We start from the raw sequence: 24,074 nt of genomic DNA, 5'->3' as shown, positions 1-24,074 counted from the left end.
TTCCGTTCTGCCTGCCGGCAGAGGAAAGCGGTCTTTGTCTGTTCTTTCGGTGTTCTGATCAGCCTGTGGTCGGAAAGGGATTCAGCTGCGCAGATAGGAACGAATTGTCTCCTCGATTTCCACCAGCTGCAGGTCCAGATCTTCCGGATCAGCCGCGGCTTTTTCCATCCGGTCTGCCAGCTGTTCTCTGGCAGATTCATATTTTGAGAACCGCACTCTGGTCCCTTCCTGGTTCATGATCGCCCGCACCGTATCGCCGGACAGCCCGGAATCATCCAGAAATGCATCCAGCAAAGACTTGTCAGTCTGCAGCACACACATTCCCTGAGAATGCTCCAGGATGCCTGTCTGAGTTGTCTGATTCACACAGAATTCCTTCATGAGATCCCAGGCCAGTTCTCCGTCACGGGTCCCGGCGCTCATGCCCATGACCAGACTATTCCCGGCATAGCGGATGGTCCGGTCCGCTGCCTGGGGAAGACTGATGCAGATCCAGTCAAACCCGGAATACTTCTTCACTTTCCAGGGCCAGGGATTGTAGGTGATGAACTCCGCATAAGACATTGGAGCAAAAGCCACCCGCCCGGCCTCCATGAGCACCTCCCGCTCTGTCTGACTGCCCATGAACTCCGTCAGCTGCCGATAGGTTTCTGTCACTTTCCGCACCTGATCGCCCCTGAGATCCACGTTGTGGCCGTCATCGGAGAAGAGGTCCAGACCGCTGGCTTCTGCCAGATCCAGCCAGTCGTAATCCACCACACCGTACTGATCCGGGGTGCCGTCGTGATTCAGATCCCTGGTCAGCTGCCTGCACAGAGCCAGGAACTGTTCCGGCGTCCAGGATTCCTCCGGGACCTTCAGTCCTTCCTCCTTCAGCAAAGAGACATTCACGAACATGAGACGGGGATTCATCATATAAGGAAGGGCATATTGCGAATACTGATATTTTCCGGACTGGACAGCGGCGGGAAAGAAATCCGATTCCGAACAGCTGTCATCCTGCCGGAGGTAGGGATCCAGGTTTTTCAATACCCCCAGACTGGCGTATTCGCCGAACTTTTCATCGGGCATGACAAAGACATCGGGAACCTCTCCCATCACCACGGCATCATCGAGCCATTGGGTGTAGTCGTTTATCCGGATCCCGGATTCATACACCACATCCACCATCGGATGGTTCGCTTTAAACCGCGCGATGGCTTCGTCAATATACTCATAGCCGGAAGACTCATGCACCTGCCAGGGACTGCCCGCATAGATTCCCAGCCGCAGGGTACGGCGTCCTGTCAGAGTGCAGCCGCAGAGGTTCATCACCATGGACAGACACAATCCGGCTACAGCCAGCCCCAGGACACTTCTTCTGACCTGACCGGTTCTCATAGCCGGAACATCGCCGACTGCACCGCCCAGATGGCCAGCTGGGTCCGGTCCCGAAGATCCAGCTTGGCAAGAATCTGCGAAAGGTAGTTCCGGATGGTGCCCTCCGAGAGGTACAACGTACCGGAAATCTCCTTATTGGACTTGCCCTTTCCCACCTCGCGGATAATCGCCCGCTCCGTCTCTGACAGGGACGCTTCCTTTTCGGGTTCCACTTCAATGCCGGTGGATTCCGGCACCCGGGAAAACATATCCACCACTTTGTGAGCCACATCCGGGTTGATCATGGCCCCGCCGTGATGGACGGTTCTGATCGCCTTGACCAGATCCTGACTGGGGAGGCCCTTGAGAAGATAGCCCGAGGCGCCGTACCGCAGGGCGGAATACACGAAGTCATCATCGTCAAAGGTGGTCAGAATGATCACCTTCACATGAGGAAAGCGTTTTTTGATTTCCCGGGTGCACAGAACCCCGTCGATCCGGGGCATGCGGATATCCAGAACCGCCACATCCACCGGCATCTGACCAATGAGAGACAGAGCCTGGGCTCCATCCTGGGCTGTGGCACAGACATGGATGTCCGGTTCGCATTCCAGCACGATTTTCAGAGACTCCCGGATCATGGCCTGGTCGTCTGCAAGGATCACATTCATTCTCGGTATTCTCCTTTCGTCAGCGGGATCCGCGCTTCTGTCAGAAAGCCGTCAGATCCGTCAAAGTGCAGCATTCCATGCAGAGAAGAGACATTCTCTTCCATCTGCGTCAGGCCATACCCATAGGTGATGGTCTTCTGAGGAAGTCCGCGGCCGTTGTCCCGGACCGTGATTACCAGCCAGTCACCGTCGACCGCGAAACGGACAGCTGCATGGGTGGCGGCCCCGTGGCGCCGGGCATTGGTGATGGACTCCTGCACCAGGCGGAAACACACATCTTCCTTGGCCTTGTCCACGTCCAGAGAATCCGCCTGATAGTCCAGGTCGATGGTCATGGCCGTGACAGACTCGAACTCCCGGATCATTTTCTCCAGGGCCCCCTTCAGGCCACGCTGTTCCAGGGCTCCGGGCCGCAGTTTCTGAAGACTCGCGCGGACATCGCCGATGCCCTCGGAGACCACCTGCCGCACCAGATGCAGCTGGGATTTCGCCATTTCCGGGTTTTTGTCCATGATCACCAGGGTGGCGTCAATGCCCGCCGCAATCCCTGTGAGGGCATGTCCCAGTGTGTCGTGGATTTCCCTGGCCAGCCGTTTGCGCTCCCGGCTTTCCGCAATCTGTTCCGTCATCTGTGCATAATGCCGCAGATCTTCGTTGACGCGGTTCATCATGTTCAGTTCCTGCGCGATGTTCTCCTTCTCCTGGTGCAGGTCAATCAGAAACTCGCACATGAAGGCGATGAACAGCACCAGCGTGGCGGACTCCAGCAGCGACTGCCCGAAAGCCAGCAGGCTCGAGGTGCTGTGTTCAAATACCGAAAAGTAGACACCGGTGCTCACCATGGGGATCATGGGGGTGATCACTTCGTAGGAAAACAGCAGGTACAGTCCGGTCAGGATACTGCCGATGCCCACCATGTACCGGGCCTGGAATCCCCGCATGGTGTACAGGACATCGGAGAACACCAGCAGAAGCAGTGGACGGCAGCTCAGGTTCACGTTCCAGATGATGATGCAAGCCAGCAGTGTCTTGAAGCCGGCACAGAGCAGGATCCCGGACTTGCTTCCCTGGACGGTATTGAGAATGAGCCAGCTCAGGAGACTGCAGAGAATGAAACTCAGCCAGAACACCATCCAGGGACTGGAAGGAGCGTGCGGGATGGACTGCAGAAAGGAAGAGGATTCTCCGGATTCCACAATGTGCAGCGATCCTGCCAGCATGACGCCGGCGGTGTACAGGACCAGCAGGAAACTCAGTGCCGTCATGGCCTGACGGATCCGCTTCATGGCCAGGATATTATTCATGTCACTGCCACTCCGTCAGGGAATACCCGCCGATGGTTTTCCCGTCAATCAGGGACACTTCCACAGGGATGTAATGAGGCACGCGTTTTCCGGACAGATGCTCATACATCGTGCTTGCCGCAATGGAACCGATGGAGATTGGGGATTGCGCCACTGTCGCGAACTGACTGGGATGGACTGCGATCCGGCTCTTCATGTCCGGCGTGCCGTCAATGCCGTACACCAGAACGGAATTCAGTCCCGCTTCCTCGAGGGCTGCGATGGCTCCAAGAGCCGAGGGGTCGTTGAGGGCCATCACGACCGATCCGTCCGGGTGCAGACGAATGAGTTCCTCCATGGCCGGCATGGCCTGTTCGAGCTGTCCCTCGCATTCGGCTTCCCCGATCACTGTATACCCCGGGACGGATTCCACCACTGAGAGAAATCCGCGGATCCTGTCACTCGCGGAGACCGCTTCAGAATGCCGCAGGAGCCAGATCCTGGCGGAATCGGTTTTCTCCAGCAGGTCCTGGCCACACTGCCTGCCTGCATCGTAGTTGTCCGAAATCACCGTCGACAGCAGCATGGAGTCATCCTTGAGCGTGGAATCCACGGCAATCACCGGGATCCCCGCCTTCTGTGCCCGGCGCAGGACCGGACCCAGCGATACGGAGTCCACGGGATTCACAAAAATCCCGTCCACGTCATCGGCTATAAACTGCTCCACCTGTTCAATCTGCCGGTCGGCATTCATGAGGGGATCGCGAACCACCAGACTGTCACCGTGTTCTGTGACAGCCTTACGCAGTTCCGTGTTGATGACCTGATAAAACGGGTTGTTCATGGTCATGTACGTGGCCCCGAACACAAGATGTTCTCGCCGGATGATTCCCGCTGTGAACACCAGAGATCCCAGGGCAAAGACCGCCATCATGACCAGCCAGAACCGCAGGTTTCCCTTCAGATTCTTCATAGTCCAATTCACCGCTTTCTTCCTCTGTCATTTTCTGATTATCAGAACGATTTTGCAAAGAAATTCGACGAATCGGGGGATATGTTGAAAATAAACGTATGATTCTTTGGAATCATAAAGTTATGGCAGGATTCCGCCGATGCCGGCATGTGTCAAGTGGTGCCAGAGAGTACGAAAAAACCGCAGAACGGTCTGCAGCTTCCGGCAAACTGGCGTGAGGTAAAAAGCGGTGCCTGCCTGTAGGCCAGTCAGAGGTTTTCGTCCTGGCCGGAGCCGGCGGATCATCTGCCCAAAACCAGCAGCATCACCATGAATGAATTAAAACAGACTGTTTTATCCGGCAGGCAGTCAGTATAATGGTCCCATTGGCAGGACCAATGGCTCTATCCAACTCCCTGCATGCTGTCCAGGCATGCGGCTGCCGGAAGGTTCTGCAGGAAAGGGAAGCATGGAAGACAAGAAGCAATATGAGCTGGTCCTCTGCGAAAACGATCCGCTGCAGAGGGAAGACATGATCCGGATCCTTTCGCAGCTGGCACCGGAGCTGGTCATTCGTCCTGTCACAGGATCCCTGGAACTGCAGCGGCTCCTGCAGGGGCCGCAGACAGCCGGCACGAAGCGGATATTTCTCATGGACATTGTCCTGGACAACGGGGAAGACGGCATTGATCTGGCCAGATACATTCACCGCCTGGACCCCGGGTCGCCGGTGATATTCATGAGCGCCTACCTGGAAAAATCCTGTGAGGTCTATGATGTGGAACACTGCTACTTCATATACAAGCCGCAGAAGGAACAGCGGCTGAAAGCCGCGTTGTCCAGGGCGCTGCGCCAGCTGCAGGACCAGCCCAAACCACTGGTGATCCACGATGGAACGGCCATCTACCGGGTGGAGCCTTCGTCCATCCTGTGCATGGAACGGGTCCGGCGCTGGACGTTCATCACCTGCCGGAACCGGGTGCTGAAAGCCAGAGAAGATCTGCGCACTCTGCTCGAACAGCTGCCGGACAGCTTTGTGCAGTGTCACCGCAGCTATGTGGTGAATTACTCCATGACCGCTGCCTTCTACGGCACAGAATTCGAACTTGCCAACGGACTGCGCATTCCGGTCTCCAGAGCTCATCAGGCTGAAATCCGCCAGTCCTACAGCCGGTTCCTGCTCCGGGAGGAATCATTGTGCTGAAGGGCAGGCCGCTGATTTACATGATTCTGTTTTTCGTGTCTGAAGCGCTCATGGTCGGCGCTTCGCCATTTCTGTTTCGCAGCTGGAGCTATGAACAGGCACAGGTGGCCATCCTGGGCCTGTTTGCAATCAGCGCCTTCCTCTGTCTTCTGCTCATGAAGTCTCTCATGGCCATGATCCGCCGGGATGCATCGGCCCAGGCACTGGAAACACTGAAGGACATGGAGCTCGAGCAGCTCGCGGCGATGGTGCAGACCGGTCAGGAAATCGAAGCCATACGGTTCCGTATCCGGAAACACCCGTCAGTCATCCAGGACCTGGAGGAGGACTTTCCGGATCTGTATGTCAGCCGCTGTGACAACCCGGTGGCGGATGCCATCCTGTTCAGGAAGTCCAGAGAAATGAAAGAACAGAACATCCGCAGTCATTTTCAGGTCTCGCTTCCGGCAGACCTGCCGCTGGATTCGGCCATTCTTTTGAGCCTGCTCACAAACCTGCTGGACAATGCCATCCTGGCTGCCTCGCAGTGTCCGTCGGAGCGCCGGTTTGTGTCTCTGGAAGCCGGACTGCGGCGCAACTGTCTGGTCTGCATTTGCGAAAACTCCGTTTCTGACAACGCCGCCATCACCCCCGGTCTGTCCAGCAAAAACAGGCCTGGTCACGGACACGGACTGCAGATCCTGGAAGATCTCTGCACACAGCAGGGAGGCCAGCTAAAGGGTGTCATGGAAAACGGCCGGTGCCGGTTCACTGCCACTCTCTGGCTCGAGGAAGAAGCATGACCATCAACTGGCTTCATCTGCTGGTTCTGGTCCTGCAGTGCCTGGTGCAGTCCTGGTTTCTGAGCCTGTATTTCGATGCCGGACGTCGGGGCTTTCTGATATATGCCGGGTTTTTTCTGTTCATCCTGTATCCGCTGGATGCCATCTGTCCCCTGGACTGGGCGCTGCTGAAAAATATCCTGAACTGCATCGCTCTGCTGCTGCTGTTTCGGGTCATGAACCCGGAACTGAGCCTGAAGCAGCGGCTGCTCGGCTTTGTCCTGTACTGGCTTCCGCTGCCGCTGTGTGAAATCCCGGTTCACATTCTGATCCATCTGCTGAACATGCAGTTCATTTTCTCCCAGGACATTTATGTGCTGTTTGGTCAGACTCACTGGCTTCTGGGACTGGCACAGCTGCTCGCCACATGGATCATGGCGCTGATCTACGGACTGATCCTGAAAAAAGTCCGCTCTTCGAGCCCCAGTCAGACACTGTTTCTGTACCTCACGTCTTTGCTGGCCAGTCTTTCCATCCTGGCTTTCTACTGCATCAGTCTGTCTTATCCCCGTGGTTATGCCGCGACCTGGCAGCAGTATGTACTCATGACGGTCATGCTGGCGGCTTTCGATGTGTGGTTTGCCGTTTCTCTCCATCGATATATGCAAAGACAGACAGACATCAGAGCCGGACAGATCATACGGCAGGAATACCGCAAGCAGCTGCAGGCGCTGCTCAAGCCCGATCTGAGCCGGCAGGAACTGCGCCGGTTCCGCCACGATCTGATCAACGCCCTGGAACATGAGCGGCTGACGCAAAACAGCCGCTCCGCAGATGATCTTCCCTGACAAATCCGCCTGCCTGCAGTCTGTCGCATGCAGGCTTTTTTCTCCTGATCAGTGATGCCGATGCCGGCCAAATGGTCCCGGGACCTGTAAATCCACGGGTTTCAGGACGGAAGCCCGCTGCCTTTGTCTGATATATGTGCATACATATAAAAAAATACGTATATTCAACCATCACAGGCTCGCTTTCCGAGCCCTGTGTTCTATAATGAGGACAGAAACGAGGTACTTCAAAAATGGCGATTGTGAAACTGCACCCCGCGTTCAAGGATTACATCTGGGGCGGGACCAAGCTGAAAGAACTCTACAATAAAAAAACCGACATGGATCCCCTGGCCGAGAGCTGGGAACTGTCCACACACAAGGACGGACAGAGCGAAGTCGTGACAGGCGATGACGCCGGAAAGACACTCTCTCAGTACATTGAAGACAAAGGCTGGCAGGTGCTGGGCACAGACTGCAAAGACATGAACCGGTTCCCTGTGCTGATCAAGCTCATCGACGCAAAGCAGCCGCTGTCGATTCAGGTGCACCCGGATGACGAATATGCCTGGCGTGTGGAGGGTGAGCCCGGAAAAACCGAAATGTGGTACATCCTGGATGCCGAACCCGGCGCCTTCCTGTATTTCGGCGTAAAGCGCCACACTGACCGGGAGGAATTCCGGAAGGCCATCGAAGACGGCACGGTTCTCGACCTGCTTCGGGCGGTTCCGGTCCACAAAGGCGATGTGTTCTTCATCAAGTCCGGCACGATCCATGCCATTGGCGCCGGCATCCAGATCTGCGAAATCCAGCAGAACTCCAACACCACCTACCGTGTCTATGACTTCGGACGGGTGGGCAAGGACGGCAAACCCAGAGAGCTGCACGTTGACAAGGCCCTGGATGTGTCGATTTTCGATCCCATCGAATCCGATTTCAAGCCCATCGGCGAGAAGGTGGACAACGGCCAGGCTTCAACCGAAATGCTGGCAACCTGCAACTACTTCACGACCTTCGTGACGGAAGTGCATGGCAAGGTGACCATTGACCAGGATGACGAAAGCTTCGGCTCGATCATCATGATCGAAGGCGATGCGATCATCTCCAATGACGGCACCGAGCTGCATGCCAACAAAGGCGACTCGATTTTCATCGACGCAGGCAGCGGCAAGGTTGATATCGTGGGCAACTGCGCCTATATCTATACACGGGTATAAGCAGAAACAGATCCTCTGATTCCCGTGACCGCCTGCAAGACAGGCCGGCACAGACGCATGAAGAGAACGGGAAGCCGGAAATCCGGTGTTCCCGTTTTTTCTTTCACCCGATTGTGAGAAGCTGTGTATACTGGGCTGTGCCGATGCTGGCATACAGGGCCTGTGGCTGCAGAGGCAAGCCCGAAGGTGACAGCAGGCACCAAAAACAAAGGAGGGACTGCATGGAGACAGAACGAAGCATGAATGCAGATCCGGAAACCGTCAATCCGGCACCGGGGTTTGCACGGCCTTTGATGGACTGGTACCAGGCCCATCACCGGGATCTGCCATTTCGACGGGATCGAGAGCCGTACCACATATGGGTGTCGGAGATCATGGCCCAGCAGACCCGCATTGAGGCCATGGTGCAGTACTATGACCGGTTCATGACGCTGTTTCCCACGGTGCAGGACCTTGCGGCTGCGGATGAAGACACGCTCCACAGGGCCTGGCAGGGACTTGGATATTATTCCCGGGTGCGGAATCTGCAGAAGGCTGCGCAGATCGTGGCACGGGAAAGAATGCCCCGGTCAAAGAAGGAACTGCAGACACTGCCGGGAATCGGTCCTTATACCGCGGGGGCCATCGCCTCAATTTCCTTTGGCGAAAAAGCCGCTGCGGTGGACGGGAATGTGCTGCGGGTGTTCGCAAGACTGTATGATATCCGGGAGGATGTCACGAAACCGGCGGTGAAGCGGGAAATCGAGGCCCGGGTCCTGGATGCCATGATCGAACCGTATGGAGAGTTCAACCAGGCCATCATGGAACTCGGGGCTCTGGTATGCACCCCGGGAACGCCGGACTGTGCGGGCTGTCCGGTGAATCAGTGGTGTCTGGCAAAGGATCCGGCATCACTGCCGGTCCTGCCGGAAAAGAAGCGGAAAACAGAGGAGGAGAAAACCTTCCTGATCTATACAGACGGGTACAGGATGCACCTGGAAAAGCGCCCCGCAAAGGGCCTTTTGGCCGGACTATATGGCTTTCCTGAAGGCGAAGTTTCCAAAGACACAACCGGGATCCATCCGCTGCCGCGATACGACCATGTTTTCACCCACAAGATCTGGCATATCGCCGGCTGGCTGGTTCCTGTCGAACAAGGGGCCATGGCCCAGATGTATACGCCGGAGGAAATCGAAGCCGGCATGGCGGTTCCCACCGCCTTCCAGCCTCTGTACAAAGCCGCCTGCAGGCTGCTGGCTGAGGGGATCATCGGCAGGGAGCGGGTCAGTGAAAACACACAGGACTGACGGCTGTGCCGAGGCGAAGCGATTCCTTTATAGATAAGAAGGACACCGGGAGCGGACGGTGTCGGAAAGGCAACAGTGATATGAACGATACAACCATCGAGAGCTTTACCCTGGACCATTCAAAGGTGAAGGCCCCGTATGTGCGGCTCATCAGCGAACAGACCGGTCCTGCCGGAGACGTGATTTCCAATTATGATGTCCGGCTGACACAGCCCAATGTGCAGGAGATCCCCACGGGTGCCATCCACACCCTGGAGCACCTGCTGGCGCTCTACCTGCGTCCGCAGCTGGAGGGCTACATTGACTGTTCCCCCTATGGCTGCCGCACGGGGTTCCATCTCCTGACATGGGGCCATGGCGATCCGGAACAGGCGGCAAAGGCCCTGAAGAATGCCCTGGAGCAGGTGCTGGAAACCGAATGGGAGGATGTACCGGGCACCCGGGCCGAAGAGTGCGGCAATTACAAGGATCACTCCCTGACCGGCGCGAAAGCCTGGGCGGGCGAGATTCTGGAAAAGGGCATTTCGTCGGATGCCTTCGAGCGCAGACTGGTGTAGGCGCGCGGAATGAAGCTGATCATAAACGGGGATGACTTCGGAATCACCCCCGCCTGCAATGAAACCATCATCGACTGTTACCGCAAGGGAAGGCTGACTTCCTGCTCGCTGATGACGAACATGCCCGCTGCTGAAGAAGCAGCCGGACTGTGGAAGCAAAACCCGGGGCTGAGTGTGGGCCTGCATGTCTGCCTGACCGCAGGCAGGCCGCTGACACGACCGGCTTCGCTGATGAAGGAAGACGGGACCTTTGACAAATCCATCTGGGCTGGCGGTCAGGCGATTGATCTGCAGGAGATGGAAACCGAGATCCAGGCGCAGTTTGACCGGTTCGTGGAACTCACCGGGAAGAAGCCGGAACACCTGGATTCCCATCATGGCATCGAGCGGATCCCCGGGGCAGCAGCCATCATGGAACGGCTCTCCGGAAAATACCACATCCCGCTGCGGATGTTCATGGCGCCGGAAGAAAACGGACCCGTCCCCTTTGTGCTGCCCAGACTCTGCCTGGCGGGCTCGTCGGATGACTGCCTGCAATCTCCGGAGGACTTTGTACAGAAACTGGCCGGACAGGCCGGGGACGCCGGGTGGGTGGAACTGGCCCTGCATCCGGGCAGAGCCGATGCGGACCTTGCAGCTCTCTCCAGCCTGTGCAAAGGCAGGGAGGCCGATGCCGCCAACCTGTTATCAGAGACTTTCGGTGCGTTTCTCGACAGACCGGATGTGGAACTGTCTTCCTGGCGGGGTGTACCGGAAAGAACGCCGGAACCAAACTGACTGCCTGAAACAAAGAAGGCCTGTCTGATGGCCTTCTCTGTCTGGCATTTCCGGCTCGTCATTTCAGCAGTCCACCACCCCTCACAACCTCCGGCCTGACCTGTCAGGGTTTCCCTGCCAGGCAGGATGGACGGTTGTATTGTATTATTTAGTACAATAAACCCGCCTGACAGGATACTCTCCGCCCTGCCGACATGATATAATCAAAACTATCGGAAGATGGAAGGAGTATATATGGCAGTATTTGGCGGACTCTTTTCCGAAGAGAAAAGGGAACTGAAAAAACTGGAGAAAACAGCCGACCAGGTCCTGGCGCTGGAGCCCAAAATGCAGGCGCTGAGCGACGAAGAGCTGAAAGATAAAACACGTGAATACCGCGAACGTCTGGAAAAAGGCGAAACCGTGGACGACCTGCTGCCCGAGGCATTTGCGACTGCCCGGGAAGCCGCATTCCGCGTCATCAACGAGAAACCCTACAAGGTGCAGATCATGGGATCCGTGGCCATGCACAGGGGCGACATTGCGGAGATGAAGACCGGTGAAGGAAAGACCCTGACAGCCACCATGGCAGTCTACCTGAATGCACTCTCCGGGCAGGGTGTGCACGTGATCACCGTCAACGAATACCTGGCCGGCCGTGATGCCGCCTGGATGGGCGAGATTTACCGCTTCCTGGGCCTGAGCGTCGGCGTGAACAAACGGGAGCTGTCTCCGCGGGAAAAGCGCGAGGCCTATGCATGCGACATCACCTACACGACCAACTCCGAGCTGGGATTCGACTACCTGCGCGACAACATGGTCACAGACGTGAAGGACCGTGTCATGCGGGGACTGCACGTGGCCTTCGTGGACGAAGTCGACTCGGTCCTGATCGATGAATCCCGGACTCCGCTGATCATTTCCGGTGGCAAGAAGCAGACCGCCAACCTTTATATTGCGGCGGACCGCTTCGTGAAGACGCTGACAAAGCCGGAGTATGAATTCGACAAATCCACAAAGGAAAACAAGCTGCTCTCCGGCGACTATGACATCGATGAAAAGACCCGCCAGGTCATGCTGACGGACGATGGTGTGGCCAAGGCCGAGAAATACTTCGGGCTGGACAACCTGTATGACCTGGACCACACCCAGCTGGTGCACCACATCAACCAGGCCCTGCGTGCCAACTACATCATGATGCGCGAAGTGGAATACGTGGTGAATGACGAGCAGGAAATCGTGATCGTCGACCAGTTCACCGGCCGCATGATGCCGGGCCGTGCCTATTCTGACGGACTGCACCAGGCCATCGAAGCCAAGGAAGGCGTGCCCATCAAGGAAGAGACGTCCACGCTGGCAACGATCACCTACCAGAACTTCTTCCGTCTTTATGAGAAGCTGGCGGGCATGACCGGTACGGCGAAGACCGAGGAAGAGGAATTCCTGTCCACCTACAACATGAAGGTCATCGTGATTCCCACAAACCGTCCCATTGCCCGTCAGGACCTGCCGGATGAAATCTATTCCCGGAAAGAATCCAAGTACCGGGCCCTGGTGAACAAAGTCAAGGAACTCCACGAGAAGGGACAGCCTGTGCTGGTGGGCACCATTGCGGTGGAAACCAGTGAGCTGATTTCCAATATGCTGGATGCGGAAAAGATCCCTCACGAGGTGCTGAATGCCAAGAACCACGCCCGTGAAGCGGAGATCGTTGCAAAGGCGGGCCGCCCGGGCAGTGTGACCATTGCCACGAACATGGCCGGCCGTGGTACCGACATCAAACTGACAGAACAGAGCCGGAAACTCGGCGGTCTGGCAGTCCTGGGCTCCGAGCGGCATGAATCCCGGCGTATCGACAACCAGCTCCGCGGGCGGTCGGGCCGTCAGGGCGATCCCGGATTCTCCCGGTTCTATGTCTCCCTGGAGGATTCGCTGATCGTGCGCTTCGGCGGTGACAAGCTGCAGGCGCTTTTCAATAAAATGGGCGACGAGCAGATCGAATCCAAGGCCGTGACGAAGTCCATCACCATGGCGCAGAAGCGTGTGGAAGGCTTCAACTTCGACACCCGGAAAACGCTCCTGGACTACGATGACGTGCTGCGGCGCCAGCGTGAGATCATCTATGCGCAGCGCAACAAGATCCTGGAGAGCGAAGAAGTCCATGATCTGGTGAAGGTGATCCTGGAGAAGGCCATTGACCAGGCCATGCAGGCGAACCTGTCCAACGAAAAGAAACAGTCCGTGGATGCAGCGGGCCTGGCGAAGTCCCTGGAAATGATGGGCCTGCAGGATGACAAGGCCATCCATGCGGAGGAACTGGAAGGCAAGTCCTTCGACGAAGTCCGTGACTACCTCTACGACAAGGTATGGAACGGCTACGAAAACGAGATCAAAGATGTCCGCAGCCAGTTTCTGCCCTTCGAGAAGACGGTGGTCCTGCGCAACATCGACCGCAACTGGATCGAGCACATCGACCGCATGGACAAGCTGCGTTCGGGCATCTATCTGCGTTCCTATGCGCAGAACAACCCCCTGCAGCAGTATGTGCAGGAAGGATTCGACATGTTCGAGGACATGAACACCCGGATCGACCGGGAAATCGCGTTCTTCCTCATGAAGGTGCGCATCCGGCGGGAACCGCAGCAGGCATAAAATGGTCCGGCCGGTGCCTGCCGGCTGGGCGGACACAGACACAGACCGCTGTGTCAGACCCGGGACCCTCGCGAAGGGTCCCTTTGTCCTGTTATACTGACAAAAAGGCAGCTGCCGCCTGTCAGGCAGGAAGAAGCAGAAAAACGGTCCGGAGACCGGGAAGGTGATACGTGATATGGAACTGTATGAACTGAGACAGAATCTCGCCGCAGATCAGGAAAAACTGACAGCCCTTGGAGAGTCGCTGGATCTGCCGGCCAAGGAAGAGGAGATCCGATGCCTGGATGATGCGACCATGGAGCCGGATTTCTGGAGTGACCAGAAAAAGGCCCAGGGTGTGATCCGCAAGCGCAACGGGCTGAAGGACATCGTGGACTCCTATGAGTCGCTTAAGGAACAGTATGACGGCCTGGCCGAAACGGCTGCGGTGCTCAAGGATGACTTCGATGAAGAGCTCATGGAAATGGCAGAGGAAGAATATGCCGGGGCTTCGAAGGGTATGGAGGAATTCGAGATCAAGGTCCTGCTTTCCCATGAATATGACAGCTCCAACGCCATCCTGGAACTGCATCCGGGTGCCGGCGGGACGGAGTCCTGCGACTGGGCGGGGATGCTGTACCGGATGTATACCCGCTATGCCGAACGCAAGGGCTACAAAGTCACGGTCCTGGACTACCAGCCGGGGGAAGAAGCCGGCATCAAGAGCGTGACCATGCTGGTGGAAGGCGACAAAGCCTACGGGTATCTCAAGGGAGAAAAAGGCGTGCACCGCCTGGTGCGGATCTCGCCCTTTGACGCAGGGGCCCGGCGTCACACATCCTTTGCCAGCCTGGACGTCATGCCGCAGTTCAATGACGAAATCGAAATCGAGATCAAGCCCGAGGACCTGATCGTGGAAACCAAACGGGCCAGTGGAGCCGGCGGTCAGCACATCAACAAGACCGACAGCGCCATCCGCATGGTGCACAAGCCCACAGGCATCGTGGCCACCTGCCAGTCGGAACGAAGCCAGATCCAGAACCGGGAAAAGGCTTTGCAGATCCTGAAGTCCCGGCTGTATCAGCTGGAGATCGAGGAGCAGGAAAAGAAAATCCGGGAACTCAAGGGAGAACAGTCCGCCAACGAATGGGGCAGCCAGATCCGAAGCTATGTACTGCATCCCTACACCATGGTGAAGGACGTGCGAACCGGACAGGAAACCAGCCAGGCACAGAGTGTGCTGGACGGCGACCTGGATGACTTCATCTTCGCCTACCTGAAATCCCAGGTGGCGTAGAGCCAGAACCAAACGCAAGGGGGCTGTAACAAACTACCCGATTTAATCGAGTAGGGGGCTACAGCCCTTTTCTTTATGCTCATTAAATGAAATAAGACTGTCTTTCCGCTGCCAGACCTTCGTTCACCTTCTTTCACTGACGATGGGGGAAAACTTTTGCACACGAAAGCTCAGACTGACCTTTTGACAGCCAATTGTATTGCTTAAAACAGTTCGTTTCTAGTTCAGATGGCTGGATCTTTCCTTCATCTGTGACTTCCTGTTGCAGTAGTGACGGATATTATGTCCTGCTGCCACCATCCAAAGCTCGAATTCTACCCCGTCTTTACCCCGTCTTCGTAATCTCGTGTACGAATAGTCTTCTTTAAGCTGACCAAAGGTCCCTTCGCTCTGGATGCTTCTCTGGATCATCAGCTCCTGTCCTCTTTCTGTAGCCATGTTTTCCCTGACGATTCCCTTCTGCCTCTCCAGGTCATGGCAGATATTCATAGTCCGTCCTTTCCTGGATCTGGTGCACTCCCTGCACAGCGGACAGCCCTGGCAATGCTCACTACGATACAGGTGGTTTGTACGGGGATACAGGCCCTTATTTGACTGTGTCACTTTCTCCAGTTTCATTGGATGGCCTGCAGGACATACAGGAGTTCCATCTTCCTGCTTTCCAAATGCATAGGACTTAAAGCGGTCTGCTTTCCTGATGTGACTTTCCTTTTCCTGAAGGTTGTATTTCATCATCAGTTCGATCCCGTGCTCCTCACAGTAACAGTAGTTATCATAACTGCCATATCCCGCATCCGCCGGGACCCGCTGTGGATAGACTCCATACTTCTGTCTGTACCTCTCCACTGTCGGGATGAAGTCTTTGGAATCACTTGGACTGGATGTGACCTGCAGGATGCGGATATAGCCATCACTTACTCCTGCCTGTACGTTGTATCCCGGCTTGAATACACCAGTGTGATTGTAGTAGTCGTATTTCATGTGCATGAAGGTCGCATCCGTATCGGTCTTGGAGAAACTGTTGCGACCGCCAGCTGTTTCTGTATAGGCTTCATATTTCTGCAGCTTCACACTCAGCTCCCTGAACTGGTCATGCATCCTCTGAAGTTCTGACTTTCTATGGCCTCTTCCTGCCACGTAGACGATCTTCTCATCTTCTGCAGTATCGATAAAAACCTGGTCCAGGGTCATGAGATGATCCATATCAAGTTCCTGAAGGATGCTTATGGCTGCACTCCGTTCACCATATCCATGGGCAGTCAGCCATTTCTTGAACTGTTTCAGGAGCTCCATCATCTTTTTCCTGGCGGAAGTCTGGTACTTGCGGGTAGACTTCATCCATACAAATGTCATCTTATTGGCGTTGGCTTCCAGTTTGGTGCCATCCAGGAAGAGGGTATCTGTATCCACGGAGTCGTGCAGTTCAATATAATGGTTCAGTTCAATGAAGATCTGCTCCATACAGGGCTTGAGAGCTGAATTGAAGAAGCGATGATAAGTCTGGTGGGAAGGATAAACCCCGTTGAGGAGAAACCGGAACCGCATATCATAGCGGCTGAGATCCTCCAGTTCTCTGAGGGATGAGAAGCCAAAAACAGTCATCGCAAGAAGAGAGGTCTCCAGTAGCTGATAAGCCGGAAACTGGGTGGAATTCCAGGAAGTTAGAGAAGGAAATCGGGAAAGATCCAGGAAGGACTCGACGAAGTCACGGATGATCCGAGAAGGATCGGAAGCCGGTACCTCTTCCTGATAAGAAAAATTGATGGAAAAATCACATGGAAGCTGGGGCTGGATTGTGATAGACTGTGCCCGTGTAATTTTGTTTAGTTGCATAAATAAATTATACAGAAAAGGCCGATCCCATTTGTGGGGATTCGGCCTTTTTTAGATTTAAGGAACTATAAAGGTGTTACAGCCCCTTTCGATTTGTTTCCGGTATACAGAGGAACGCTGCTGCGGACAGGCCGGCTTCAGCCAGAAGAAGCAGCCCACCAGACGGAGGCCGGTGTCAGATACATGTGATATGCCACCGGGAGGGCGCGGAGATTGACGGTCATACAGAAGTTAGTATACACTAACTACAGACAGAGAGACCGGGATCATTCCGGATCTCTCCAGGAGAAACACCATGATCAGACGAAAACTGAACAAATACATGTGGGTTCTCTCCGGTGCCGCGCTGCTGTATGCAGCCGGCCTCCCGCTCTAGAGAACCAGCCACAACAATACAGACCAGACTGGGTTGTCCATTTCCTGCAGCATGAAAGAGGAAGGGTGACCCGGTCTTTTTGCATCGGCAGTCTGTCACCTGCCTCCGGCGGTCTCTGCCCGGAGCCTGCAGACAGAAAAAGCGGGAAGCGACACGCTGGTCCTTCCCGCTTTCCTGTCATTTGGCTCACACCATCGGCATCAGCTCAGTTTCATCAGCTCTTTTCAAACAGGTCCTTTCCCGCACCGCATACAGGGCAAACCCAGTCTGCCGGGAGCTCTTCGAAGGGGATCTCTCCGTCGTAGACATAGCCGCACAGGCTGCACGTCCAGACAGGGGCGCCCTCTTCCTTTTCTTCCACAGCTGCTTCTTCCATCGCCGCGCCTTCACATGTGAACAGGTCCTTCGTTGCCCCGCACATCGGACAGGTCCAGTCCCCGGGCAGATCTTCGAACGGAACCTCTCCATCATAGACATAACCACACAGACTGCACGTCCAGACAGGACCCGTCGCAGAAGCTGTCACTTCTTCGGTCTCGACAAGCTCTGCCTCCGGTTCCTCGGCCGGTTCGAACAGATCCTTCGTTGCGCCGCATACCGGACATACCCAGTCCGCCGGCAGGGCCGCAAAGTCCGTGCCTGCGCTGACACCGTTCTCCGGATCACCCACCTGCGGGTCATAGACATAGCCGCACAGACTGCAGACCATCAGCTGCCCCGGTGTCCCGGGTTCCTGTCCGGAGAGCTCCTTTGCCAGCATGGGCAGGATGACGTTCATATCCCCGACAATGCCGTAGTCTGCCCGTTTGAAAATCGGCGCATTGGGATCCGTGTTGATCGCCACCACCGTTGTCACATCTTCAATGCCCTTCAGGTGCTGCACCGCACCGGAGATACCCGCTGCGATGTACAGGTCTCCATGGGTTTTCTGCCCCGACAGGCCGATATACCGGTCCATGCCCATGAAGTGATGCACCTCTGCCGCCGGGCGTGAACCCGCAAAGACAAAGCCCATGGCTTTCGCAACTTCTTCGGCAGCTTTCGCATTCCGGACATTGCCGGCACCCTGGCCGATTGCCAGGATCTTCTTCGCGGACGCAATGGGGGCATCCACCGCCTCCGGTTCGCCGAGTCCTTTCTGCCGCAGGATAGATACCAGTTTCTTCACCGATGCCTCCAGTGACAGCTCGTCGATCATCTGCGCCTTCTTTTCGGTTTCCTTTCCGGATTTTTTCATCTTGCCCAGGATGTGACTTGCAATGACCACCCGCTGAATCTCGTTGGTTCCCTCGTAAATCGTGGTGATCTTCGCGTCCCGGTACCGTCGTTCCACGCCCATTCCCTTGAGATAACCGCTGCCGCCGAAAATCTGCAGTGCGTCGTTGCAGACCTCCAGGGCGATGTCCGAGGCATACATCTTCGCCATGGCCGCTTCCTTGGAATACGGCTTGCTCGCCTGCTTGAGCTCCGCCGCCTGATAGACCAGCAGTCTGGCAGCCTCGAGCTTTGTGGCCATATCCGCAAGCTTGAAGGAAATCCCCTGGTTCATGCCAATGGGAGCGCCGAACTGCACGCGTTCCTTCGCATAGGCCAGGGCATCCTCATACGCACCCTGGGCGATGCCCAGTGCCTGGGCGGCAATGCCGATGCGCCCGCCATCCAGTGTGGCCATGGCGATCTTGAAGCCCTGTCCTTCGAGCCCCAGCAGGTTTTCCTTCGGGACACGCACGTTGTCAAACTGCAGCTCCGCTGTGCAGGAGGACCGGATGCCCATCTTGTCATAGGGCTTCGAGAAGGTGAATCCGGGCATGTCCTTTTCGACGATAAACGCCGAAATCCCGCGGGTGCCCTTTGCGGGATCCGTGCTGGCGAACACCACATAGGTGTCGGCTTCCGGGGCATTGGTGATGAAGATCTTCCTGCCGTTGAGGATATAGTCATCCCCGTCCTTCACGGCTGTGGTCTCTGTGCCGCCGGCATCACTGCCTGCATTCTCCTCTGTCAGGCCGAAGGCAGCCAGTTTGCGGCCGGAGGCGATATCCGGCAGGTATTTCCGCTTCTGTTCCTCGTTTCCGAAATGGGCAATGGGGTAGGTGCCCAGGGAAGTGTGAGCAGAGAGGATGACGCCGATGCCACCATCCACGCGGGAGAGTTCCTCGACGGCAATGGCGTAGGATTTCACATCTGCGCCGGCACCTTCGTACTCCGTTTCATAGGGCAGTCCCATGAGACCGGCATCGGCCATCTGCTTCACGAACTCCCGGGGAAACTTGTCGTTCAGGTCCAGGTCCATGGCCATGGGCGGGATGTTGTCTTCCGCCAGGGTCCGCACCTTCTGCCGGAATGTCTCGTAGTCAGTCATGTTTGTATTCTCCTTTTTATTCAGTATAGCGGTTTCAATTGGTGCATTGCTGACACTTTGCTTTGGGTTGTCTCAAAGACTGTGTCTCGCGCGGCTTTCCGGGAGCCGGGAAACAAAAATGGTATACTGTCCACAGGAGTGATTGCATGCCGAAATACCAGGACCTGTACCAGGACCTTGCGAAAAAGATCCGGGAGGGCACCATCAAGGAAGATACATGGCTGCCGTCCGAGCCGCAGCTCATGGAGCAGTACGGCACAGGAAAGGACACCGTCCGAAAGGCCCTGTCCATGCTGGCCCAGGATGGATACATTCAGAAGGAACACGGAAAGGGCAGCCTGGTGCTGCACGTGGAGAACCAGCCGCAGCTGCTGGACCTGGCCGCCTATCCCTATCTGCCGGAGGCACCGGGGTGCGAAACGAAGGTGCATTCTGTCCGGCTCATCCAGCCGACAGGGGAAATTGCCCGGAGTCTGGGATACACCGCCAGGCACAAAGTCTGGAAAGTGCAGCGGACCCGCTGCATTGACGGAGAGCCGGCGGTGCTGGAAACAGACTACATCGATCCCACCATTGTCACGGACCTGGACATGGACAGTGCCCGCATCCCTGCCTGGCAGCATGTGCAGGATGAGCTGGGACTGGATGTGGGATACTCCCGAAAGGAAATCACCCTGCGCCCGGCATCTGCCAGGGAAGCCTCGGGACTGCGGCTGCAGCCCGGCCAGCTGGTGGTGGTGGTCCGTTCCTGGACGAGCCTCGAGGATGCCAGGCGGCTGGAATATACCGTGGCCAAACATCACCCGGACAAGTTCCGGTATACGGATTTTCTGCGGAAAAACAAAAAAGGATAAGAAAACACCGGTTTTCCGGACCTGCCTGACCAGGCGGTTTTGTGGAAAGCCGGTGATTTTTCTGTTTTTATCAAGTGGCGGCTATTCAGCTTCCTCGATCGACTGGATTTTCCAGACGTCGCTGTCCTTTTCCTTCACGACTTTGAAGTTCAGTACTTTGTCCTCGGGCTGACGCCCGGCGATCTGCTCATACATGCGGTCAAAGACGAGTTTTCCCAGGTCTCCCAGGATTTTGTCCTGATCGGTCTCCTCCGGATGCTCTTCACCGTATTTGCGGATGTCTTCTGTCAGACCGGCTTCAATGTCGCTCATCATGGCCTCCGGATCGAGTTCATTGACCGCGATCCCCGTGATGCCGGTTCTGACAGTGGCGGTGCTTCCGTGGCCCGAAACGCTCTCAATTTCGTAGGTCTGGACCGCCAGGGCGGTTTCCTTTTTCTGGAATTCGGCTGCCTGGGCATCAAAGGCTTCACCGAAGCCGGCATCCTTGAGCAGGGCGTCAAACTCGCTGGTATCTTCCAGCAGGCTGTCCTTTCCTTCCATATCCGCAGATTCAAACTGCGCAGCTTTCTCCAGGTCGCCTTCCTGGATGGCATTCAGAAACCCGGTCACCGGGGCTTTGGCGGCTTCTTCATCCACAGGCTGGCAGCCGGCCAGCAGCAGGCAGCCCAGGATCAGGTAAATGATTCGTTTCATAAGACATTGCTCCTTTTTCTCATTATACCGGCATTCAGGCCCTGGACCCGGATGCGGGCACTCTGCCGGACTCACACAGGAGAACACAGGGCTGCTGCAGGTATGGTCCTGGCATGAGACTCTGTTCCAAGTGGCCGAAGGCTGGTCTGTTCAGGAGAAAAGATTTGGTCTGTCCAATGTTTTATGATGCAGGTAGATGCCCGTGCCGATCCGGATCGTCACCTGGACAGGTGACAGACCGGAATCTTCTGTCTCTGTCTTTACACCAGCCATCGGCAGGGGTATAGTAAGCCTATAAAACTACTAGGTATAGTAGGCGATTAAGAAACCACAAAAGGAGGACCCTATGGCAGTACACAACAGCATCCTGGATGCAATCGGACACACCCCGCTGGTCAAGGTGGAAGACACCCCGGCAAAGATCCTGGTGAAGGTGGAAGGAATGAACCCGGGAGGATCCATCAAGGACCGCATCGCCATGAACATGATTGAATCCGCAGAGAAGGCAGGGAAACTGAAGCCAGGCGCCACGATCATTGAACCGACATCGGGCAACACCGGCATCGGCCTGGCCATGGCAGGGGCAGCAAAAGGCTACAAGGTCATCATGACCATGCCCGAGACCATGAGCATCGAGCGCCGGAAACTCCTGAAGGCCTATGGGGCCGAGGTGGTGCTCACACCGGGGGCACAGGGCATGAAGGGTGCGATCGCGAAGGCCGACGAGCTGCACAAAGAGATCCCCGACAGCTTCATTCCCTCACAGTTCTCGAACCCGGCCAACCCGGAAATCCATTACCGGACCACAGGCCCGGAAATCTGGGAGGACACAGACGGAAACGTGGATGTGTTTGTGGCCGGTGTCGGCACAGGCGGTACGCTCTCGGGCACAGGAAAATACCTCAAAGATAAGAATCCCGAAATTAAAATCTTCGCTGTAGAGCCGGTCACGTCCCCGGTGCTGTCCGAGGGCAAGGCCGGACCGCACAAGATCCAGGGAATCGGCGCGGGATTTGTGCCTGAAACGCTGGATACCTCCATTTACGATGGGGTGCTGACGATCAGCGACCAGGAAGCCTTTGAAGGCGGAAGGGAGCTGGCACGGAAGAAAGGCATCCTGGCGGGGATCTCCTCCGGTGCCAACTACGTGGCGGCGAAGAAACTCGCCGAACGTCCGGAGTTTGCGGGAAAGACCATTGTGACGGTGCTTCCGGATACCGGTGACCGCTATCTGTCCACGGCTCTGTTCGAGGAACAGGCCTGAAAGAGACCAGAGACTGTATATAAAAAGACACAGAGGCAGAAGTCCGCAGGGATCCGCTCTGTGTCTTTTTGGCTGTCAGACTGTCATTGCCAGGTCTGTTCAGGAAGCAGCGTCGATTCTGACACCCTGCTCCCACAGACCGGCATACATCAGCTCGCCGGTATCGGTGTATTCCCGGCCAAAGCCGTGGTAGCTGTCGTTGGAAAAGCCGCCTTCGTAGCGGATCGTGCCGTTTTCGTGAAACAGCGTGCCCTGTCCGTTCTTCGCGTTCCAGTCCCACTCGCCTTCGTATTCGGGAATGGCATCCGGGAGGAAGGAAATGCCCGATCCCCGGCGCACGCCGTTGAACAGCTGGCCGTCATAGATGACATTTTCCCCCTGTTCGTCGTAGAGGATCCCGAAACCGTCCAGGACATCGCAGCACCAGTTGCCTTCGCTTATGCGGGTGCCGTCGATCCAGTAGCTGCGGCCGTAGCCATGGCGGAACCCGTGTTCAAACCGGCCTTCGTAAATCACCGTCCGGCCATCTGTGTGATAGAGGCGTCCCTGTCCGTGCCGGCGGTCATTTTTCCACTGACCGGCGTATTCCAGCGTGCCGTCTTCGCGATAGAGGCAGCCGTATCCCTCCCGTTTTTCGAAGGACAGACTGCCTTCATACCAGACGGTTTTTCCGTCCGCAAAGTAATAGGTGCCGCGTTCATGTGGCCGGTCCTGATTCCAGACCCCTTCATAATGCAGCGAGCCGTCACTGCGGTAAGACCGGCCGAAGCCGTGAAATGCATTGTTCCGGAACGTGCCGTCGTACTGAATCGTGATGCCGTCCCGGTAATAGAGACAGCCCTCGCCGTTGGCCATTCCGTCGGACCAGAAGCCTGCGAATTCCAGTGCTCCATCGGGGTACCAGGACTTGCCGTACTGTTTCTGCTCCATGATACTTGCTCCTTTCTTCTTCAAATTTCCTTTCAGTTCATGAAGTCAGCTTAACATATCAATGTATAGCCATGTCCTGACAATCCCGCGGGGTGTGTCTCAACAGCTGTACCAGCGACTGGGCGATGTGACGGGCCATTTGCTGCTGTCCCTGAATGGTGGGGTGCATGGCATCCCCGCCGAGTTCCACGGGTGTGTTCCAGAGGTCGATGACCGGAACGTCGGCAGACAGAATGACCTGGCGGATGGTTTCCAGGCGCCGGTTGAGGGCCGGGATCCCGGTTTTCGGCGGGACGATGGTGATGACCGGTCCGTCTTTTAAAAGCCGATGGAGGAGGCTGTGGTATTCATCCGCAAAGTGTGGTGTCAGCTGTTCAGAGTCGTTGGTCCCCAGAAACAGCAGGGTGAGACCGGCAGGACGCGAGAGAGCGACATGGCTGGCGAGCGTGGATGTCCAGGCATTGGGCAGAAAGGACTGCACGGCAGCGCCGGCACTGCCGTAGTTTTCGAAACGCACGCCGCAGAATCTGTGTTCCAGCAGGGCAGGCCAGGCATTTTCCTGCGGATCGGGAAGTCCCCATCCTTCCGTGATGGAGTCTCCGACACAGCGGATGGTGCGGATGTCCGGCGGCAGATGCAGGCAGGATGCAGTGGTCTGAGTATCTGTGCAGATGGTTGCAGTGTCTTTGTTCATGACTGTATTGTAGCGCCGGAAAAAGGAGATGCAGGGGGCCGGCTGCACATATGTGTGATGTGATGTCTCCGGCATTGCGAAACCGGCGGTGGCGGTACTTTGCATATACCGGATCCTGGAGAGACTGATTGAAGCGGCAGCAGATGCCGGGTCTTGCTGAAAGAACCGAACCGGGAGAGGTCCGGCGGAAGAAACCAGACATGGTCCTGAAAATTCCTGAAAAATCCGGATTCCCGGTTGAAATCCCTTTTCACAGGGAGTACC

20 protein-coding genes are annotated in these 24,074 nt (G+C 56.3%); 11 read left to right on the top strand and 9 right to left on the bottom strand.

Going from position 1 to position 24,074, the window contains the following annotated elements; genetic code table 11:
• Nucleotides 1–81: 81 nt before the first annotated feature.
• From aalo17_RS09675 to aalo17_RS09660, 4 genes are read right to left on the bottom strand one after another with little or no spacing between them, the layout of a single operon-like run.
• The gene (locus aalo17_RS09675) at nucleotides 82–1,380 is read right to left on the bottom strand and encodes an ABC transporter substrate-binding protein (RefSeq protein ID WP_067558786.1); all 1,299 of its coding nucleotides are present in this window, start codon (nucleotides 1,378–1,380) and stop codon (nucleotides 82–84) included.
• Nucleotides 1,377–2,030, bottom strand: coding sequence for a response regulator transcription factor (locus aalo17_RS09670; protein WP_067558783.1), 654 nt, complete (start codon nucleotides 2,028–2,030; stop codon nucleotides 1,377–1,379). The genes aalo17_RS09675 and aalo17_RS09670 overlap by 4 nt, the downstream gene beginning before the upstream one ends.
• Nucleotides 2,027–3,334: a sensor histidine kinase gene (locus aalo17_RS09665; protein WP_067558781.1), complete on the bottom strand. Its 1,308-nt coding sequence runs from the start codon at nucleotides 3,332–3,334 to the stop codon at nucleotides 2,027–2,029. The genes aalo17_RS09670 and aalo17_RS09665 overlap by 4 nt, the downstream gene beginning before the upstream one ends.
• Before the next feature lies 1 nt (nucleotide 3,335).
• On the bottom strand, nucleotides 3,336–4,286 hold the full coding sequence (locus tag aalo17_RS09660; protein WP_082743356.1) for a sugar ABC transporter substrate-binding protein: 951 nt from the start codon (nucleotides 4,284–4,286) through the stop codon (nucleotides 3,336–3,338).
• A gap of 448 nt (nucleotides 4,287–4,734) precedes the next feature.
• On the opposite strand from aalo17_RS09660, the gene aalo17_RS09655 reads away from it, so the two are divergent.
• The 9 genes from aalo17_RS09655 to prfB all read left to right on the top strand — a co-directional run bounded on the left by aalo17_RS09655 (nucleotide 4,735) and on the right by prfB (nucleotide 14,801).
• Complete coding sequence (locus tag aalo17_RS09655; protein WP_067558778.1) at nucleotides 4,735–5,469, top strand: LytR/AlgR family response regulator transcription factor; 735 nt, start codon at nucleotides 4,735–4,737, stop codon at nucleotides 5,467–5,469.
• Complete coding sequence (locus tag aalo17_RS09650) at nucleotides 5,463–6,251, top strand: GHKL domain-containing protein (RefSeq protein ID WP_067558776.1); 789 nt, start codon at nucleotides 5,463–5,465, stop codon at nucleotides 6,249–6,251. The genes aalo17_RS09655 and aalo17_RS09650 overlap by 7 nt, the downstream gene beginning before the upstream one ends.
• Nucleotides 6,248–7,078 carry a hypothetical protein gene (locus tag aalo17_RS09645; RefSeq protein WP_067558773.1) on the top strand — a complete coding sequence of 277 codons (831 nt, stop codon included), beginning with the start codon at nucleotides 6,248–6,250 and terminating at the stop codon, nucleotides 7,076–7,078. Before aalo17_RS09650 ends, aalo17_RS09645 begins: the two co-directional genes overlap by 4 nt.
• Before the next feature lie 233 nt (nucleotides 7,079–7,311).
• Nucleotides 7,312–8,274: a type I phosphomannose isomerase catalytic subunit gene (locus aalo17_RS09640; RefSeq protein WP_067558771.1), complete on the top strand. Its 963-nt coding sequence runs from the start codon at nucleotides 7,312–7,314 to the stop codon at nucleotides 8,272–8,274.
• 221 nt (nucleotides 8,275–8,495) lie between these two features.
• On the top strand, nucleotides 8,496–9,560 hold the full coding sequence (locus aalo17_RS09635) for an A/G-specific adenine glycosylase (RefSeq protein WP_067558768.1): 1,065 nt from the start codon (nucleotides 8,496–8,498) through the stop codon (nucleotides 9,558–9,560).
• 80 nt (nucleotides 9,561–9,640) lie between these two features.
• Nucleotides 9,641–10,117, top strand: coding sequence for an S-ribosylhomocysteine lyase (locus aalo17_RS09630; RefSeq protein WP_067558765.1), 477 nt, complete (start codon nucleotides 9,641–9,643; stop codon nucleotides 10,115–10,117).
• 9 nt (nucleotides 10,118–10,126) lie between these two features.
• On the top strand, nucleotides 10,127–10,894 hold the full coding sequence (locus tag aalo17_RS09625) for a carbohydrate deacetylase (RefSeq protein WP_067558762.1): 768 nt from the start codon (nucleotides 10,127–10,129) through the stop codon (nucleotides 10,892–10,894).
• A gap of 234 nt (nucleotides 10,895–11,128) precedes the next feature.
• Entirely contained in the window at nucleotides 11,129–13,525 is a 2,397-nt protein-coding gene (gene secA, locus aalo17_RS09620) for a preprotein translocase subunit SecA (RefSeq protein ID WP_067558761.1), read from the top strand.
• A gap of 175 nt (nucleotides 13,526–13,700) precedes the next feature.
• Nucleotides 13,701–14,801 (top strand): peptide chain release factor 2, encoded by a 1,101-nt coding sequence (gene prfB / locus aalo17_RS09615; protein WP_082743354.1) that lies wholly within the window; start codon nucleotides 13,701–13,703, stop codon nucleotides 14,799–14,801.
• 219 nt (nucleotides 14,802–15,020) lie between these two features.
• Here the strand turns inward: prfB and aalo17_RS09610 are convergent, their stop codons facing one another.
• Nucleotides 15,021–16,634 (bottom strand): IS1182 family transposase, encoded by a 1,614-nt coding sequence (locus tag aalo17_RS09610; RefSeq protein ID WP_082743353.1) that lies wholly within the window; start codon nucleotides 16,632–16,634, stop codon nucleotides 15,021–15,023.
• Nucleotides 16,635–17,224: 590 nt separating this feature from the next.
• Nucleotides 17,225–19,372, bottom strand: coding sequence for an acyl-CoA dehydrogenase family protein (locus tag aalo17_RS13400; RefSeq protein WP_082743352.1), 2,148 nt, complete (start codon nucleotides 19,370–19,372; stop codon nucleotides 17,225–17,227).
• A gap of 146 nt (nucleotides 19,373–19,518) precedes the next feature.
• Here aalo17_RS13400 and aalo17_RS09600 point away from each other — a divergent pair, with 146 nt between their 5' ends.
• Nucleotides 19,519–20,226 carry a UTRA domain-containing protein gene (locus tag aalo17_RS09600; protein ID WP_067558756.1) on the top strand — a complete coding sequence of 236 codons (708 nt, stop codon included), beginning with the start codon at nucleotides 19,519–19,521 and terminating at the stop codon, nucleotides 20,224–20,226.
• An 81-nt stretch (nucleotides 20,227–20,307) separates the two neighbouring features.
• Here aalo17_RS09600 and aalo17_RS09595 read toward each other — a convergent pair whose 3' ends face one another.
• Complete coding sequence (locus aalo17_RS09595; protein WP_067558753.1) at nucleotides 20,308–20,922, bottom strand: membrane lipoprotein lipid attachment site-containing protein; 615 nt, start codon at nucleotides 20,920–20,922, stop codon at nucleotides 20,308–20,310.
• 346 nt (nucleotides 20,923–21,268) lie between these two features.
• Between aalo17_RS09595 and cysK the strand changes: the two genes are divergently transcribed.
• Complete coding sequence (cysK, locus tag aalo17_RS09590) at nucleotides 21,269–22,186, top strand: cysteine synthase A (protein WP_067558751.1); 918 nt, start codon at nucleotides 21,269–21,271, stop codon at nucleotides 22,184–22,186.
• Between the two features lie 99 nt (nucleotides 22,187–22,285).
• On the opposite strand, the gene aalo17_RS09585 is transcribed toward cysK, so the two are convergent.
• Together aalo17_RS09585 and aalo17_RS09580 are read right to left on the bottom strand one after the other, a co-directional pair.
• Entirely contained in the window at nucleotides 22,286–23,116 is an 831-nt protein-coding gene (locus aalo17_RS09585) for an MORN repeat-containing protein (protein ID WP_067558748.1), read from the bottom strand.
• Nucleotides 23,117–23,174: 58 nt separating this feature from the next.
• A complete protein-coding gene (locus tag aalo17_RS09580; protein WP_158507776.1) occupies nucleotides 23,175–23,810 on the bottom strand; it encodes an SGNH/GDSL hydrolase family protein in 636 nt (211 codons plus the stop codon).
• Nucleotides 23,811–24,074 lie beyond the last annotated feature (264 nt).

It is taken from the genome of Faecalibaculum rodentium, from assembly GCF_001564455.1.
Lineage (GTDB): Bacteria > Bacillota_I > Bacilli_A > Erysipelotrichales > Erysipelotrichaceae > Faecalibaculum > Faecalibaculum rodentium.
The sequence above is the reverse complement of the archived record's forward strand: the minus strand, read 5'-3'. Positions and strand labels throughout refer to the sequence as shown.

Bases quoted from the DNA above. Each gene is read 5' to 3' on its own strand.
- aalo17_RS09675 (WP_067558786.1), bottom strand. From the start codon at position 1,380: ATGAGAACCGGTCAGGTCAGAAGAAGTGTCCTGGGGCTGGCTGTAGCC.
- aalo17_RS09670 (WP_067558783.1), bottom strand. From the start codon at position 2,030: ATGAATGTGATCCTTGCAGACGACCAGGCCATGATCCGGGAGTCTCTG.
- aalo17_RS09665 (WP_067558781.1), bottom strand. From the start codon at position 3,334: ATGAATAATATCCTGGCCATGAAGCGGATCCGTCAGGCCATGACGGCA.
- aalo17_RS09660 (WP_082743356.1), bottom strand. From the start codon at position 4,286: ATGAAGAATCTGAAGGGAAACCTGCGGTTCTGGCTGGTCATGATGGCG.
- aalo17_RS09655 (WP_067558778.1), top strand. From the start codon at position 4,735: ATGGAAGACAAGAAGCAATATGAGCTGGTCCTCTGCGAAAACGATCCG.
- aalo17_RS09645 (WP_067558773.1), top strand. From the start codon at position 6,248: ATGACCATCAACTGGCTTCATCTGCTGGTTCTGGTCCTGCAGTGCCTG.
- aalo17_RS09640 (WP_067558771.1), top strand. From the start codon at position 7,312: ATGGCGATTGTGAAACTGCACCCCGCGTTCAAGGATTACATCTGGGGC.
- aalo17_RS09635 (WP_067558768.1), top strand. From the start codon at position 8,496: ATGGAGACAGAACGAAGCATGAATGCAGATCCGGAAACCGTCAATCCG.
- aalo17_RS09630 (WP_067558765.1), top strand. From the start codon at position 9,641: ATGAACGATACAACCATCGAGAGCTTTACCCTGGACCATTCAAAGGTG.
- aalo17_RS09625 (WP_067558762.1), top strand. From the start codon at position 10,127: ATGAAGCTGATCATAAACGGGGATGACTTCGGAATCACCCCCGCCTGC.
- secA (WP_067558761.1), top strand. From the start codon at position 11,129: ATGGCAGTATTTGGCGGACTCTTTTCCGAAGAGAAAAGGGAACTGAAA.
- prfB (WP_082743354.1), top strand. From the start codon at position 13,701: ATGGAACTGTATGAACTGAGACAGAATCTCGCCGCAGATCAGGAAAAA.
- aalo17_RS09610 (WP_082743353.1), bottom strand. From the start codon at position 16,634: ATGCAACTAAACAAAATTACACGGGCACAGTCTATCACAATCCAGCCC.
- aalo17_RS13400 (WP_082743352.1), bottom strand. From the start codon at position 19,372: ATGACTGACTACGAGACATTCCGGCAGAAGGTGCGGACCCTGGCGGAA.
- aalo17_RS09600 (WP_067558756.1), top strand. From the start codon at position 19,519: ATGCCGAAATACCAGGACCTGTACCAGGACCTTGCGAAAAAGATCCGG.
- aalo17_RS09595 (WP_067558753.1), bottom strand. From the start codon at position 20,922: ATGAAACGAATCATTTACCTGATCCTGGGCTGCCTGCTGCTGGCCGGC.
- cysK (WP_067558751.1), top strand. From the start codon at position 21,269: ATGGCAGTACACAACAGCATCCTGGATGCAATCGGACACACCCCGCTG.
- aalo17_RS09585 (WP_067558748.1), bottom strand. From the start codon at position 23,116: ATGGAGCAGAAACAGTACGGCAAGTCCTGGTACCCCGATGGAGCACTG.
- aalo17_RS09580 (WP_158507776.1), bottom strand. From the start codon at position 23,810: ATGAACAAAGACACTGCAACCATCTGCACAGATACTCAGACCACTGCA.